We start from the raw sequence: 13,651 nt of genomic DNA on the forward strand, positions 1-13,651 counted from the left end.
AACTCTTTCTCATGGATAATAATGCGCGGGTCCGATTTCTGGACTCCACGACCGCACCACATATCGTAACCCTGATTTCCCTGGCCAGCATATCTGCTTTGGCGATGAATATCTTTCTGCCATCGCTGCCCGGTATGGCCGACTATTTCGGGGTCGAATATGGGTTCATGCAATTGTCGGTCGCGCTGTATCTGGCGATCAATGCCGTAATGCAAATCTTCGTTGGTCCGCTGTCGGATAAATACGGCCGTCGTCCGGTGATCCTGTGGGGCACCGGGTTGTTCTGTCTGGCCACCCTTGGGTGCCTGTTGTCCACCAGCGGCATGATGTTCATGATATTTCGGATGCTTCAGGCGGTCATCGCGGTGGCCATCGTGCTGTCCCGCGCGGTGGTGCGCGACATGTTCCCGGCGGAACGGGCTGCTTCGATCATGGGCTATGTCACCATGGGGATGTCATTAGTTCCCATGCTGGGCCCGGCATTGGGCGGCTATCTGGAAACCCTGTTCAGCTGGCATGCGTCTTTTGTGCTGCTGCTGATCTGTGGCGTGGCGCTGTTCCTTTTGATCTATTTCGATCTGGGTGAAACGGCGCAGAAAAGCGGCAATTCGCTTGGTCAGCAATTCCGCGAATACCCCGAATTGCTGACGTCCCCCCGGTTCTGGGGCTACAGCATGGCCGCGGCGCTGAATGCGGGGGCATTTTTCGCCTATCTGGGTGGTGGTCCCTTTGTCGGCACCGAAGTGTTCCACCTGACGCCGGAAAACCTGGGCCTGTATTTCGCCACGCCGGGCATCGGGTATTTTCTGGGAAACTTCATTTCTGGCCAGCTTTCCGCCCGTATGGGGATCAACCGGATGATTTTGTTCGGCACCTCGATCACCTCGACCGGGTTGATCGTTTCGCTGTTGATCACGCTGGCCGGGTTCAGCCACCCGGTGCTGTTTTACGGCACCATGGTTTTTGTCGGTCTTGGCAATGGCATGACCATTCCCAACGCGACCTCCGGCATGTTGTCGGTGCGGCCACATTTGGCCGGCACCGCGTCGGGTCTGGGCGGCACCATGATGATCGGCGGCGGCGCGGCCTTGTCTGCACTGGCCGGGGTATTGCTGAGCCCAGGAACGACCGAATTGCCGTTGATCGGCCTGATGGCAACAACATCGATCGCGTCGGTTCTTTGCATCCGGCTTGTCATCCAGCGGGAACGCAAGATGGGGCTTTGATCCTTTTGCCGGTGGCGCTTGGCCTTGCGCTGACGGGTTTGCAAATCTACGATAGCTCAATCGCAAATCTGTAAACTCAACCGGGCGTCATCATGGCCACTCAAAAACTATATGCCGGTGCCAAACTGCGCGAAACCCGGTTGCGGCTGGAGCTGACGCAGAAGGAATTCGCCGCCAAGCTGGGCGTGTCGCTGCCCTATCTGAACCAGATGGAAAACAACAACCGGCCAGTATCGACCACGGTCGTTCTGGCGCTGGCGCAGGAATTCGGGTTCGACGTCACCGAATTGTCGACCGGCGACAGCGAACGGTTGGTCAGCGACATGCGCGAAGCGATCGCCGACCCGGTTTTCGCCGACAATATGCCGCCTCTGGCCGATCTGCGGCTGACCGCATCGAATGCGCCGGCGCTGGCGCGGGCGTTTCTGGACCTGCACCGGGCTTACCGGCAGACCCATGAACGGCTGGCCTCGTTGGACGAAGCGTTGGGCCGCGAAGACAGCCGGACCCAACCCAGCCCGTGGGATGAAGTGCGCGATTTCTTTCATTATTGCGACAATTACATCGATGCAGTGGACCGCGCGGCGGAACATTTTTCCGATCAGGCGGGGCCCGGCGGCATCCGGTTGCATGCGCTCAAAACGCTGAAATCGACTGGGATGACGATCCATTTCAACGATAAGGCCAAGGTGCGCAGCTTCGATCCCGACAACCGCACCCTGACGCTGTCGTCGCGAATGGCCCCGGAAACCCAGACCTTTCAGCTCCTGTTGCAGATTGCCTTGATGCAGCAGGATAAATTGCTGGAAGCGACGCTGGATTTTGCCCGGTTTCAGTCCGAAGAAGCCCGCGCCATCGCCAAGATCGGGCTGGCGAATTATTTCGCCGGGGCGGCCTTGATGCCTTACGGGGCCTTTCTGGCGGCGGCACAGGACACCCGGCACGATCTGGAATTGTTGTCGCATCGCTTCGGGGCTTCGATCGAACAGGTGGCGCATCGATTGTCGACTTTGCAGCGCCCCGGCGCCAAGGGCATCCCGTTTTTCTTTGTCCGGGTCGATCAGGCCGGCACCATCACAAAACGCCATTCCGCCACCCGGCTGCAATTCGCCCGTTTCGGCGGCGCCTGCCCATTGTGGAACGTGCATCGGGCATTCGAATCCCCCGGTCGTTTCCTGCGCCAGTTGGCCGAAACCCCCGATGGTGTGCGGTATATCAGCCTGGCGCGGGACGTGTCGAAATCGGGCGGATCGTTCGGCGCACCGGTGCGCCGCTTCGCGATTTCACTGGGCTGCGAGGTGCGCCATGCTGCTGATCTGGTCTATGGCGACGATCTGGATCTGAACAACCCGCTGGCCTATGAACCGATCGGCATTTCCTGCCGCATCTGCGACCGCACCGCATGTCATCAACGATCTGTCCCGCCGCTGGAACGACGGTTGAGCATTGACGCCAACGAACGCGATTTGTTGCCTTACAAGGTGGAATAAGCCGGCTGTCATCCCTGTGCGGGATTGATCCGGGCAGGAAATCCGCGTGACCCCATGAAAAAGGGGCGGCAAAACCTGCCGCCCCGTCTTCGTCTAGTCGTCAACGCTTAGTTGGCTTTGAGATAAGCGTAGATTTCGTCCTTCAGCGCCGCGCGACGCTTGCGCAAATCCATTTCGGACAGTTCTTCACGCGGTTCGACATTGGTTTCGGCGCGATGCACCTTGCCATTCAGTTCGTGATATTCCTCAGCCATTTTGACAAAATGCTGGTCGCTGACCTTGAGGGCGTGGATTTTTTCGCCGAATTCAGGGAATTCTTCGTGCAGTTCATGGGGGGTATTCGACATCGCGCTGTCTCCTTCATATATATCGCTGCGGACCGTAACCGGAGCGGATCGCGGCAACATTGACACGGATCAATTGGCCAAAAGGCCGGTCCACTTGTGGCCTGCCTTTTGGCGGCTTTGCGTAAGGCTTACAACCGGTAAATCCTGTTCGCGGTACCCGAAAACAACGCCTGCTGCGCCACGTCGTCATAGCGGGCGGCGATTTTTTTCATCGCGTTCCAGTAGCTGACATAACCGATCGACAGCTTGTCGACCGGGAAATTGCTTTCGAACATTGCGCGATCGGGGCCGAAAACGTCGATCATGTGGTGGTAATACTGCGCCTGCGCCGCGACCAATTCATCGGACGTGGCCGGGGTGATCCGCCCGTTCCAGCCAAAACCGTTGACCGGCATCGCCAACCCGCCCAGCTTGGCCACCACATTGGGGCATCGGGCGATGGCGGCCATTTCATCCTGCCATTCAGCAAAGCGGTCTTCGCGTTTGCCAGCAAAACGGTGGGTGCCGACAGGGGTGCCGAAATGGTTCAGGATGATTGTCGTGTCCGGGCAGGATTTGGCAAGGTCCAGGAATTCACCGTTTTGCGGATGAAAATGCCAGGTGTCATAGGTCAGCCCGCGCGCCCCCAAGGCCCGCACACCACGCTGAAAATCGGGATCGACATAGAGATGCGGGACCGGCTGACCCTGGAACATGAAACTTTCGCGTTCTTCGTCCCAGGCCCCGGCATGACGGATGCCGCGAAATAGCGGTGAAGCCGCTTCATGCGCTTCAAGCACTTGCGAAAGCAGGCCGGGATCGAGCCGCAGATCGGCATGGGCCACGATGCCCGCGATCTGCGCCTTGGCGGGCTGTTTTGCCGCTTCGGCGGCGATGGCGGCGACATAACGGGTTTCCCCAACCGGCGCGAAGGGTTTCGGCGCGTCGGGATCATAGCCCGAGCGGCATTCGATGAAGACCGTTCGCGTGACGTTATGCCCGGCCTGAGTGTCCCCCCACAAATCATCAAGTTCATAGCTGCTGCCCAACCTGTTGGACCAGAAGTGATGATGCGGGTCGGTGATTTCACGATCCGGGTCGATGATGTCTTCGCGGACCTGATCATGCCAGGCCTCAAGGTTTTCTGGATAACGCATTTTGGTCCTCTCCCTTTTGGGAAAAGACTATGAAGACAGATGCCTACGGGGCAACGATTCCGTAACGTTGCGGCGCGTTCAGCGCTGTTTCGTCTGCCAATCGGGATGCATCCAGGGGGTTTCGCCCGCCGGGGGTAACATGCCACGGCCCAGCAAGTGATCGCTGACCTTTTCGCCGACCATGATCGAGGGCGCGTTCAGGTTCCCATTGGTGATGCGTGGGAAAATCGAACTGTCGGCCACCCGCAACCCGTCTACCCCGATCACCCGCGCCTGCGGGTCGACCACGGCCATCGGATCGTCGGCAGCCCCCATCCGGCAGGTGCCGCAGGGATGATAGGCGCTTTCGGCATGTTCGCGGATGAACCCGTCCAGTTCGTCATCGCTTTGCAGTGTGGCGGCCGGCTGAATCGCGTGGCGCACATAGGGTTTGAACGCTTCCTGCCCGAAGATTTCCCGGGTCAGCCGGATACAGGTGCGAAAATCTTTCCAATCGCTTTCTTGGCTCATGTAATTGAACCGGATCTGCGGTTTGTCCTGCGGTTCGGTACTGTTGAGGGTGACAGTTCCGCGCGATTGCGACCGCATCGGCCCGACATGGGCCTGAAACCCATGCCCTTCTGCCGCCGCCTGCCCGTCATAGCGCACCGCCATTGGCAGGAAATGATATTGAATATCGGGATAATTCACCCCCGCCCTGGAGCGGATGAAAGCGGCGCTTTCGAACTGGTTCGAGGCCCCCAACCCAGTCTTGGTGAACAGCCATTGCGCCCCGATCACCCCTTTCCAGAACAGGGTCCAGTATTTGTACAGCGTGATCGGCTGGCTGGCTGCCATTTGAAAATAGAATTCCAGATGATCTTGGAGGTTTGCACCGACGCCGGGGCGGTCGGCCACCACGTCAATCCCATGTTCGGCCAGATGCCGGGCCGGGCCGACCCCCGACAGCATCAGCAATTTCGGCGAATTGATCGACGAGGCGGCGATGACCACTTCGCGGCGGGCGCGGATCACCTCGACCTTGTCGCCGCGTTCAATTTCAACCCCGGTGGCGCGACCGTTTTCGATGATCACCCGGCGGGCCAACCCGCGCAGCAATTCGCAATTGTCCCGCTGCAAGGCCGGTTTCAGATAGGCATTGGCCGCCGACCAGCGCCGCCCGCGCCACACGGTCTGTTCCATCGGGCCGAAGCCTTCTTGCTTTTCCCCGTTATAATCGGCGGTGGTCTGATACCCGGCCTGCTGCCCGGCTTCGACAAAGGCATGGTACAGCTTGTTGCGGCGCGGGCCGCGGGTCACATGCAGCGGCCCGTCCTTGCCGCGCCAAGCGGCGTCGCCGCCATGGCCGCCCGAATGCCAGCTTTCCATCCGTTTGAAATAGGGCAGCACATCGGCATAGGACCAGCCCGCCGCACCGCTGTCGCGCCAATGGTCGAAATCGCAGGCATGGCCGCGCACATAGACCATGCCGTTGATGCTGGACGATCCGCCGATCACCTTGCCGCGCGGGCAGACCAAGCGGCGGTTGCCCAGATGCGGTTCGGGTTCGGACTGGAAGCCCCAGTCATAAAGCCCCATATTCATCGGATAGCTCAGCGCTGCCGGCATCTGGATGAAAGGCCCGGCATCCGAGCCGCCATATTCGATGACCAGCACGCTGGCTCCGGCTTCGCTGAGCCGATAGGCCATGGCGCACCCGGCAGAGCCCGCGCCCACGATCACATAATCCGCTTCCATTTCAGTCCCTCAGGCTGCCCCCCAAGTCGGCTTGGCGGGTCGTACGGGCGCGCCGATGCGGCCCGGCATTACATTCTCAGAACGCTGCTTCGCAGGCGTCCATCCGCACGAAAACCGATTTCAATTGGCTGTAATGGTCGATCGCGGCCTTGGCGTTTTCACGCCCCACCCCGGACATTTTCACCCCGCCAAAGGGCATTTCGACCGGCGCGTCATTGTAGGAATTGATGAAACAGGTGCCCGCCTCGAAACCTTGCACCATGCGATGCGCCCGAGTCAGATCGGCGGTAAACACACCGGCCGCCAGACCGAATTCGGTATCATTGGCCCGCGCCAAGGCTTCGGCTTCATCGTCAAAATCCAGCACGCACATCACCGGACCAAAGATTTCTTCTTGCGCGATGATCATATCGTCGGTGACGTCGGCAAAAACCGTGGGTTCGATATAAAACCCGTCGCGGTCCACCCGTTTGCCGCCCGCCACAAGCCGCGCACCTTCTTCGATACCCTTGGCAATATAGCGTTCGACGATGCCCAACTGACCGGCGCTGACCATCGGGCCAAAATTCGTCGCCTGATCCAGCGGATCGCCGATGATCGCGCCCCGAAGCCGTTCGGCCAGACGGGCAAGGAACGCTTCCTTGATACCGTTTTGCACGAAAACACGGGTGCCGTTAGAACAGACCTGACCGGAAGAATAAAAATTGCCGTTGATCGCGCCGCTAACGGCGCTGTCCAAATCGGCATCGTCAAAGACCACCATGGGGGATTTGCCCCCCAGTTCCATCGTGACGTGTTTCATGCCTGCGGCGGCGGCGGCATAGACCTTGCGGCCCGTCGGCACCGATCCGGTCAGCGACACCTTGTCGACGCGCGGATCTGTGACCAGCGGCGCACCGACGCTGCCCGCGCCCTGCACCACGTTGAACAGCCCCGCCGGAAGCCCCGCTTCGACCAATATCTCGGCCACTTTCAGCGCCGACAAGGGCGTGGTTTCGGACGGTTTGAAGATCATCGCATTGCCGCAGGCCAATGCCGGCGCGGCTTTCCAGCAGGCGATCTGGGTCGGGTAATTCCACGCCCCGATGCCAACGCAAAGCCCCAGCGCTTCGCGGATCGTATAGGCCCAGTTGCCATCGCCCAGCGGAATGTGGTCGCCGGTCAGGCTGGCCGCCAACCCGCCGTAATATTCCAGCGCATCAGCGCCGCTGGTGGCATCGGCCACCAAGGTTTCCTGCAACGGTTTGCCGGTGTCATGGGTTTCCAGCACCGACAGGTCGTGATTGCGGTCGCGGATGATGTCGGCGGCCCGGCGCAGGATGCGGCCGCGTTCGGTGCCGCTGCGCGCGGCCCAGTCTTTTTGGGCGGCGCGGGCGGAGGTGATCGCCTGTTCGATCACCGCCGGGGTGGCTTCAAACAAATGCGCAATCACCTCGCCGGTGGCGGGATAGATCACATCGAGCGGCGTGCCGGTGGTATCTTCGAGATAGCGGCCATTGACGAAATGGCTGGCTTCGGGGTGCAGCGGATAGGTCATGGTTGAGTATTTCCGGAACAGTGAAAGGGTTATTCGCCACGCGGGAAGCGTTGGCTTTCTTCGACCTGATTAAGGTCCATGTGATTGCGCATGAAGCGTTCGCTGGCTTTTTGCAGCGGCTGGTAATCCCAAGGGTAATAGCCGCCCTGACGCAGCGCTTCGTAGACCACCCAGCGGCGGGCCTGGCTTTCGCGCACCTCGGCATCGAACCGGTCGAGATCCCAGCGCGCTTCGGATTTGGCGCGCAGGCTGGCCAATGTGCCCGCATGGGCCGGGTCGGTGGCCAGATTGGTCAACTCATGCGGATCGGCATCCAGATCGAACAGTTGATCGGGGTCGAGCGCGCAACGATTGTATTTCCATTTGCCATAGCGCAGCGACACCATCGGCGCATAGGACGCTTCGGCCGCGTATTCCATTGCCACCGGCGCGGTGCGTTCCCCGCCCTGCCCTAACGGCACCAGACTTTCACCGGTGGTCCACGGCATCACTTCGTCCATGCTGACACCGGCCAGATCGCACAACGTCGGGCAGATATCGATATTGGACACCGGCGCCGTGACAAGGCCCGGCTGCATCTGTGGCGCGGAAATCATGATCGGCACCCGCGACGAGCCTTCATAGAAGCTCATCTTGAACCACAGCCCGCGTTCGCCCAGCATGTCGCCGTGATCGGAGACGAACAGCACAATGGTGTCTTCGCCCTGCCGGGTGGTTTCCAGCGCGTCCAGAATGCCGCCGATCTTGTCGTCGAGATAGGACAGGTTGGCGAAATAGGCCCGGCGCGACCGGCGGATGTCGGCTTCGGTCAGGGTGAAACTGCGCCAATCATTGGCGTCGAAAATCCGCTGTGAATGCGGGTCCTGATCTTCGTAAGGGATCGGGCCGATTTCGGGCAGCAGGTGATCGCAATCCTGGTAGAGATCCCAGTATTTGCGCCGCGCCACATAAGGATCATGCGGATGGGTGAAACTGACGGTCAGGCACCACGGGCGCGCATCTGCGCCCCGCGCCAGATCATAAATCTTGCGGGTGGCGTGAAAGGCGACCTCGTCGTCATATTCCATCTGGTTGGTGATTTCCGCGACCCCCGCGCCGGTCACCGACCCCATATTGTGATACCACCAGTCGATCCGTTCACCCGGTTTGCGGTAATCCGGGGTCCAGCCGAAATCGGCCGGATAAATGTCGGTGGTCAGCCTTTCTTCGAACCCGTGCATCTGATCGGGGCCGACGAAATGCATCTTGCCCGACAGGCAGGTCTGATAGCCGGCGCGGCGCAGATGATGCGCATAGGTCGGCAAGGATGAAACAAATTCGGCGGCATTGTCATAGACCCGGCTGGCCGAGGGCAATTGCCCAGACATGAACGATGCCCGCCCCGGCGCGCACAGCGGCGACGCGGTATAACCGTTGCGGAACCGGGTCGACCGGTCGGCCAGTTTGCGCAGGTTGGGCAGGTGCAGCCAATCGGCCGGCCCGTCGGGAAACAGGGTGCCGTTCAACTGATCGACCATCAGGATCAGGATATTGGGTTTGCTCATGCCGCCCCCTTTGACACTTCCAGAGAGAGACAGCCCAGCACCTTGGCCACCGCGCGATCGCGGTCCGGTTGATCATGGCCCAATGTGTGTTTCAGATAGACCCCGTCGATCAGCGCCGCGATCCGTTCCGCCGCGTCTTCTGCCCGGTCGCCGATCAGAGGGCGCAGATTGTAGCGCAGGTTTGACCGCAACCGCATCTGATAGGCCCGAAGCAGCCGCTGCGCTTCGTCCGAAACCTGTGCCAGCACATAGAAATTCAGCCAGGCCGCCACCACTTCACGGCGGAAATTGGTTGGGCTGAAACTGACCCTGACGATTGCTTCGACCCGTTCGGCGGGTCCGTTGGCCATCGCCAAAGCGCCGCGTACTTCGGCGGCATACAGCATCAACGTATGACGCATTGCAGCAAGGAAAATCTGTTCCTTGCCACCGAAATAGTGATGCGCCAGCGCGCTGGACATGCCGGCGCGCTTGGCGATCTGGCTGACGGTGACGTCCAATGTCCCGCTTTCACCGATCTCCGCGATTGTCGCTTTCACAAGCGCGGCGCGGCGTATAGGCTCCATTCCAACCTTGGGCATGATCAAACTCCTTGCCATACAAGGCTAGATGTATTTTTATTGACTCGTCAATCAAGAAAAAAACCGGGAGGTCTCAATGACCATCAAATCATCTCTTTCCATTCTGGCCCTGCTGGCCGCCACCCCTGCACTGGCCGATTGCGGCGAGGTCGTCTTTTCCGATGTGGGTTGGACCGACATCACCGCAACCACCGCAGCCACAACGGTGGTACTGGAAGCCTTGGGCTATGACACCGATATCAAGGTGCTGTCGGTTCCGGTGACCTATACGTCGATCGCCGGTGGGGATGTGGACATCTTCCTTGGCAACTGGATGCCGACGATGGAGGCCGATATCGCGCCTTACCGCGATGCCGGCACCGTCGACACCGTGCGCGCCAACCTGGAAGGGGCGAAATACACCTTGGCCGTGAACAAGGTCGCCGCCGAACTGGGGATCAAGGATTTCGCCGATATCGCAGCGCAGAAAGACGCGCTGGAAGGCAAGATTTATGGTATCGAGGCGGGCAATGACGGCAACCGGCTGATCATGGACATGATCAATGACGACGCTTTTGGCCTTGATGGGTTCGAAGTGGTGGAAAGTTCCGAACAGGGGATGCTGGCACAGGTGGCCCGCGCCGACCGCAAAGGCGAAGCGGTGGTCTTCCTGGGCTGGGAACCGCACCCGATGAACGCCAATTTCGACATGTCCTACCTGACCGGTGGCGACGATTGGTTCGGGCCGAACCTGGGGGGTGCGACCGTTTATACCAATACCCGCGCCGGGTATGTCACCGAATGCCCCAATGTTGGCAAGCTGCTGACCAACCTTGATTTTTCGCTGGCGATGGAAAACGAAATCATGGGCGCGATCCTGAACGACGGCACCGATCCGGCCGAAGCGGCGGCGACTTGGCTGAAGGCCAACCCGGCACCGCTGGACGGTTGGCTTGACGGCGTGACCACCATGGATGGTGGCGACGCGATGGCCGCCGTCAAGGCTTCGCTGGGGCTGTAAGAACCGCTTTCCACACGGTCCTTCCCCCGTATCGGGGGGAGGACAAGTGAGGGACCGATGCGCGTGTCAGGGCAAACCCCCGAAAAAATGATGCCGCATTGCCCTTTGCAGTTTCTCTAAGCAGGCAGGATGCGAATGGACTGGATCACCGAAACGAAAATCCCGGTCGGCAAATGGGCTGCTGCCGTCTTCGACTGGCTGCAAGAGAATTTTGTCGTCTTTTTCGACGCACTGTCCGAAGCGCTTGAGGCGCTGATCAACGCGATCCTGTGGGTGCTGCAAGGCCCCAACCCGCTGATCGTCATTGCGATCTTCGCTGGTTTGACTTTCGCCCTGCACCGCAATTGGAAAACGTCGCTGATGGTGGCGCTGGGGTTCCTGTTCATTCTCAATCAGGACTATTGGGAAGAAACCACCGAATCCCTGACCTTGGTATTGTCGGCCTGCGTCGTCTGCATGGGGGTGGGGGTGCCGATCGGCATCGCCGCCGCGCACCGGCCGCGGCTTTATGCCTGGATGCGACCGGTTCTGGACCTGATGCAGACCCTGCCGACCTTTGTTTACCTGATCCCGGCGATCGTATTTTTCGGTATCGGCATGGTGCCCGGGCTGATCGCCACGGTGATTTTCGTGCTGCCCGCGCCGATCCGGCTGACCCATCTGGGTGTCACCTCGACGCCGCAAGCCTTGCTGGAAGCGGCGCAGGCTTTTGGCGCAACACCGCATCAGACATTGGTCAAGGTCGAATTGCCCTATGCGCTGCCGCAGATCATGACCGGGCTGAACCAGACCATCATGCTGTCGCTGTCGATGGTGGTGATCGCGGCGCTGGTCGGTGCGGACGGGTTGGGCGTGCCGGTGGTGCGGGCGCTCAATCAGGTCAACACCGCGCTTGGGTTCGAATCCGGGTTTGTCATTGTCGTTCTAGCCATTCTTCTGGACCGTATGTTGAGGGTTGATCGCTGATGACCACCGCTGTTTCCTTTAACAACGTTTCCATCGTCTTTGGCGACTATCCCGACAAGGCGCTGCCCTTGATGGATGCAGGTCAAAGCCGCACTGAAATTCAGGAAGAAACCAGCCAGGTTCTGGGTGTTCATGATTGTTCGATCGAGGTTGAAACCGGCGAAATCCTTGTTTTGATGGGGCTTTCAGGGTCGGGAAAATCCACCCTGCTGCGCGCGGTGAACGGGTTGAACCCGGTGGTGCGCGGCAATGTCGAGGTCGCCACCGAAACCGGTATGGAAGACGTCACCCATGCCGATGCCAAGACCCTGCGCCGCATTCGGCAGAAATCGGTCGCCATGGTGTTTCAGCAATTCGGCCTGTTGCCATGGCGCACGGTGCGCGAAAACGTCTGGCTGGGGCTGGAACTGGCCGGGATGTCCAAGCAGGACCGCGCCGCCAAGACCGATGAACAGCTCGACCTGGTGGGGCTGTCGGATTGGGCCGACCGCAAGGTGTCCGACCTGTCGGGCGGGATGCAGCAACGGGTGGGATTGGCCCGCGCCTTTGCCACCGATGCGCCGATCCTGTTGATGGACGAACCGTTTTCGGCGCTTGATCCGCTGATCCGCACAAGGTTGCAGGATGAATTGCTGGACCTGCAAAAGAAACTGAACCGCACCATCATCTTTGTCAGCCACGATCTGGACGAAGCGTTCAAGATCGGCAACCGGATCGCCATTATGGAAGGTGGCCGGATCGTGCAATGCGGCACCCCGCAGCAAATTTTCACCGCGCCCGCGACCGATTACGTCGCCGAATTCGTCGCTTATATGAACCCTTTGGGCGTGTTGTGCGCGCGCGATGTAATGGAACCGGCAAGCGGCACCCACGCGGTTCATGTCGCCCCGGATGCCGATATCCGCGACGTGATGGAACAGGTCTGCCAGGGCCCGGTGGGCGTGCTTGAACGGGGCCAGGTGATCGGTCAGATCACCCCGGAAACCGTGCTGAGGAATCTGCTCGATCCGCGCGGCGGCGGTTCCGCCTGAGCCCTCGGTGCGGGACTAACGGTCAGGGCCGCCGGAAGCGGAGCATGTTGCCTCGCCCGAAATAAATCAGCTCAAGCCGTGTCGTCGTTGCGGTCGCGATACCATAACACAGCGGTTCGCGGTCTTCGGGGTTGGTTTCGATCAATACCGGGCCGCGGCCCTGCGGGGCGGCATCGCAGCCATCGGCAATCTGCAAAAACAGGTTGCTGAGGAAACTGCCGCCGTGGAATTCCCACATTTCCGAGCCGTGGATTTCAATCTTGTAGGCGGGATCATCGGTCGACACCCATTCGCCCTGCATCGCCGCCCGTAGATTGGCGAAAGGATCGCCCCCCGGAGCGATGGTGACGCTGTCCACCATCACTTCCATCGAGATGTCGCCAAATGACACGATTTCGCCCGAGACATGGAACGCCGCGCCCACGGGTTGATTGTACAGCCGATCCAGCAAATGCCGCGGAGTAGGCCCACCGTAGTAAGCGTAATATTTCCAGCCATTGCCGTGAAAGGCGCAATATTCGGACCCATCATCAACGGTGCAGCCCTGAAAGATCAGCAGATCGGAAAACGTTTCGACATAGGTTCCGCGCCCGTCACCGCTCGGCAATGGGTCTGTTTTTTTTTCGGGGGCCGGCGGCGCGGGTTCATCGACCAGGGTCAGCTTGTACTGCGTCGCGCTTTCGCCGGTGTCGACCTGACGAAAATCGCTGCGGTCAAAACCGCGCGCGGCGCAGTTTTCGTCGCCTTCGATGTTGAACACCTGCGGCGAAGTGCAGAACCAATAATCTTCGCCGTCAAAGGGCACGTCCGCAGCCGTAGCACGGTAATAGTAATAGCGTTGTTCCAGATCGCCGCTGACCACGGTTCCGCAACTGCCGTCGTCGATGTTCCACCATCCGCTTGACACCCATGTGTCGCCGGATTGGTACCCGACCGCAAGGCTGCGGCTGCGCCCGGTTTCGTTGCAGATTTCCAGCCCGGCCTGCGCCGCCCCCGCAACGCCCAGGCCGATTGCAACGGCACTTATCAACACATAGGTCACTGTCTACTCCTTAT

The 13,651-nt window shown here is 60.0% G+C and carries 12 protein-coding genes; 5 read left to right on the plus strand and 7 right to left on the minus strand.

Annotated elements, in window-relative coordinates:
* Nucleotides 1-11 precede the first annotated feature (11 nt).
* Both TG4357_RS05325 and TG4357_RS05330 read left to right on the plus strand, forming a co-directional pair.
* Nucleotides 12-1,226 (plus strand): multidrug effflux MFS transporter, encoded by a 1,215-nt coding sequence (locus tag TG4357_RS05325; protein WP_058261834.1) that lies wholly within the window; start codon nucleotides 12-14, stop codon nucleotides 1,224-1,226.
* Between the two features lie 92 nt (nucleotides 1,227-1,318).
* Nucleotides 1,319-2,716: a helix-turn-helix domain-containing protein gene (locus TG4357_RS05330; protein WP_058261835.1), complete on the plus strand. Its 1,398-nt coding sequence runs from the start codon at nucleotides 1,319-1,321 to the stop codon at nucleotides 2,714-2,716.
* 107 nt (nucleotides 2,717-2,823) lie between these two features.
* On the opposite strand, the gene TG4357_RS05335 is transcribed toward TG4357_RS05330, so the two are convergent.
* The 6 genes from TG4357_RS05335 to betI all read right to left on the minus strand — a co-directional run bounded on the left by TG4357_RS05335 (nucleotide 2,824) and on the right by betI (nucleotide 9,598).
* Nucleotides 2,824-3,063 carry an HP1242/YdcH family protein gene (locus tag TG4357_RS05335; RefSeq protein WP_058261836.1) on the minus strand — a complete coding sequence of 80 codons (240 nt, stop codon included), beginning with the start codon at nucleotides 3,061-3,063 and terminating at the stop codon, nucleotides 2,824-2,826.
* 128 nt (nucleotides 3,064-3,191) lie between these two features.
* Nucleotides 3,192-4,199, minus strand: coding sequence for an amidohydrolase family protein (locus TG4357_RS05340; protein ID WP_058261837.1), 1,008 nt, complete (start codon nucleotides 4,197-4,199; stop codon nucleotides 3,192-3,194).
* Nucleotides 4,200-4,277: 78 nt separating this feature from the next.
* Complete coding sequence (gene betA, locus TG4357_RS05345) at nucleotides 4,278-5,936, minus strand: choline dehydrogenase (RefSeq protein WP_058261838.1); 1,659 nt, start codon at nucleotides 5,934-5,936, stop codon at nucleotides 4,278-4,280.
* 76 nt (nucleotides 5,937-6,012) lie between these two features.
* Nucleotides 6,013-7,473, minus strand: a complete 1,461-nt coding sequence (betB, locus tag TG4357_RS05350) for a betaine-aldehyde dehydrogenase (protein WP_058261839.1) — start codon at nucleotides 7,471-7,473, stop codon at nucleotides 6,013-6,015.
* Nucleotides 7,474-7,502: 29 nt separating this feature from the next.
* Complete coding sequence (gene betC, locus TG4357_RS05355; protein WP_058261840.1) at nucleotides 7,503-9,017, minus strand: choline-sulfatase; 1,515 nt, start codon at nucleotides 9,015-9,017, stop codon at nucleotides 7,503-7,505.
* Nucleotides 9,014-9,598 (minus strand): choline-binding transcriptional repressor BetI, encoded by a 585-nt coding sequence (gene betI / locus TG4357_RS05360; protein WP_139193655.1) that lies wholly within the window; start codon nucleotides 9,596-9,598, stop codon nucleotides 9,014-9,016. Before betI ends, betC begins: the two co-directional genes overlap by 4 nt.
* A 76-nt stretch (nucleotides 9,599-9,674) precedes the next feature.
* Here betI and TG4357_RS05365 point away from each other — a divergent pair, with 76 nt between their 5' ends.
* The 3 genes from TG4357_RS05365 to choV all read left to right on the plus strand — a co-directional run bounded on the left by TG4357_RS05365 (nucleotide 9,675) and on the right by choV (nucleotide 12,595).
* Nucleotides 9,675-10,598 (plus strand): choline ABC transporter substrate-binding protein, encoded by a 924-nt coding sequence (locus TG4357_RS05365; protein WP_058261841.1) that lies wholly within the window; start codon nucleotides 9,675-9,677, stop codon nucleotides 10,596-10,598.
* 135 nt (nucleotides 10,599-10,733) lie between these two features.
* Nucleotides 10,734-11,564, plus strand: coding sequence for a choline ABC transporter permease subunit (gene choW / locus TG4357_RS05370; RefSeq protein WP_058261842.1), 831 nt, complete (start codon nucleotides 10,734-10,736; stop codon nucleotides 11,562-11,564).
* The gene (gene choV / locus TG4357_RS05375) at nucleotides 11,564-12,595 is read left to right on the plus strand and encodes a choline ABC transporter ATP-binding protein (RefSeq protein WP_058261843.1); all 1,032 of its coding nucleotides are present in this window, start codon (nucleotides 11,564-11,566) and stop codon (nucleotides 12,593-12,595) included. Before choW ends, choV begins: the two co-directional genes overlap by 1 nt.
* 22 nt (nucleotides 12,596-12,617) lie before the next feature.
* Here choV and TG4357_RS05380 read toward each other — a convergent pair whose 3' ends face one another.
* On the minus strand, nucleotides 12,618-13,637 hold the full coding sequence (locus TG4357_RS05380) for a DUF1036 domain-containing protein (protein WP_058261844.1): 1,020 nt from the start codon (nucleotides 13,635-13,637) through the stop codon (nucleotides 12,618-12,620).
* Between the last annotated feature and the right edge of the window lie 14 nt (nucleotides 13,638-13,651).

The sequence above is a fragment of the Thalassovita gelatinovora genome (assembly GCF_001458355.1).
Classification (GTDB): domain Bacteria; phylum Pseudomonadota; class Alphaproteobacteria; order Rhodobacterales; family Rhodobacteraceae; genus Thalassobius; species Thalassobius gelatinovorus.

What these genes read in the sequence shown, in the direction of transcription:
- betI (WP_139193655.1), bottom strand. Translation starts at nt 9,598, where the DNA reads ATGCCCAAGGTTGGAATGGAGCCTATACGCCGCGCCGCGCTTGTGAAA.
- TG4357_RS05335 (WP_058261836.1), bottom strand. Translation starts at nt 3,063, where the DNA reads ATGTCGAATACCCCCCATGAACTGCACGAAGAATTCCCTGAATTCGGC.
- choV (WP_058261843.1), top strand. Translation starts at nt 11,564, where the DNA reads ATGACCACCGCTGTTTCCTTTAACAACGTTTCCATCGTCTTTGGCGAC.
- TG4357_RS05330 (WP_058261835.1), top strand. Translation starts at nt 1,319, where the DNA reads ATGGCCACTCAAAAACTATATGCCGGTGCCAAACTGCGCGAAACCCGG.
- betA (WP_058261838.1), bottom strand. Translation starts at nt 5,936, where the DNA reads ATGGAAGCGGATTATGTGATCGTGGGCGCGGGCTCTGCCGGGTGCGCC.
- TG4357_RS05325 (WP_058261834.1), top strand. Translation starts at nt 12, where the DNA reads ATGGATAATAATGCGCGGGTCCGATTTCTGGACTCCACGACCGCACCA.
- choW (WP_058261842.1), top strand. Translation starts at nt 10,734, where the DNA reads ATGGACTGGATCACCGAAACGAAAATCCCGGTCGGCAAATGGGCTGCT.
- TG4357_RS05340 (WP_058261837.1), bottom strand. Translation starts at nt 4,199, where the DNA reads ATGCGTTATCCAGAAAACCTTGAGGCCTGGCATGATCAGGTCCGCGAA.
- betB (WP_058261839.1), bottom strand. Translation starts at nt 7,473, where the DNA reads ATGACCTATCCGCTGCACCCCGAAGCCAGCCATTTCGTCAATGGCCGC.
- TG4357_RS05365 (WP_058261841.1), top strand. Translation starts at nt 9,675, where the DNA reads ATGACCATCAAATCATCTCTTTCCATTCTGGCCCTGCTGGCCGCCACC.
- betC (WP_058261840.1), bottom strand. Translation starts at nt 9,017, where the DNA reads ATGAGCAAACCCAATATCCTGATCCTGATGGTCGATCAGTTGAACGGC.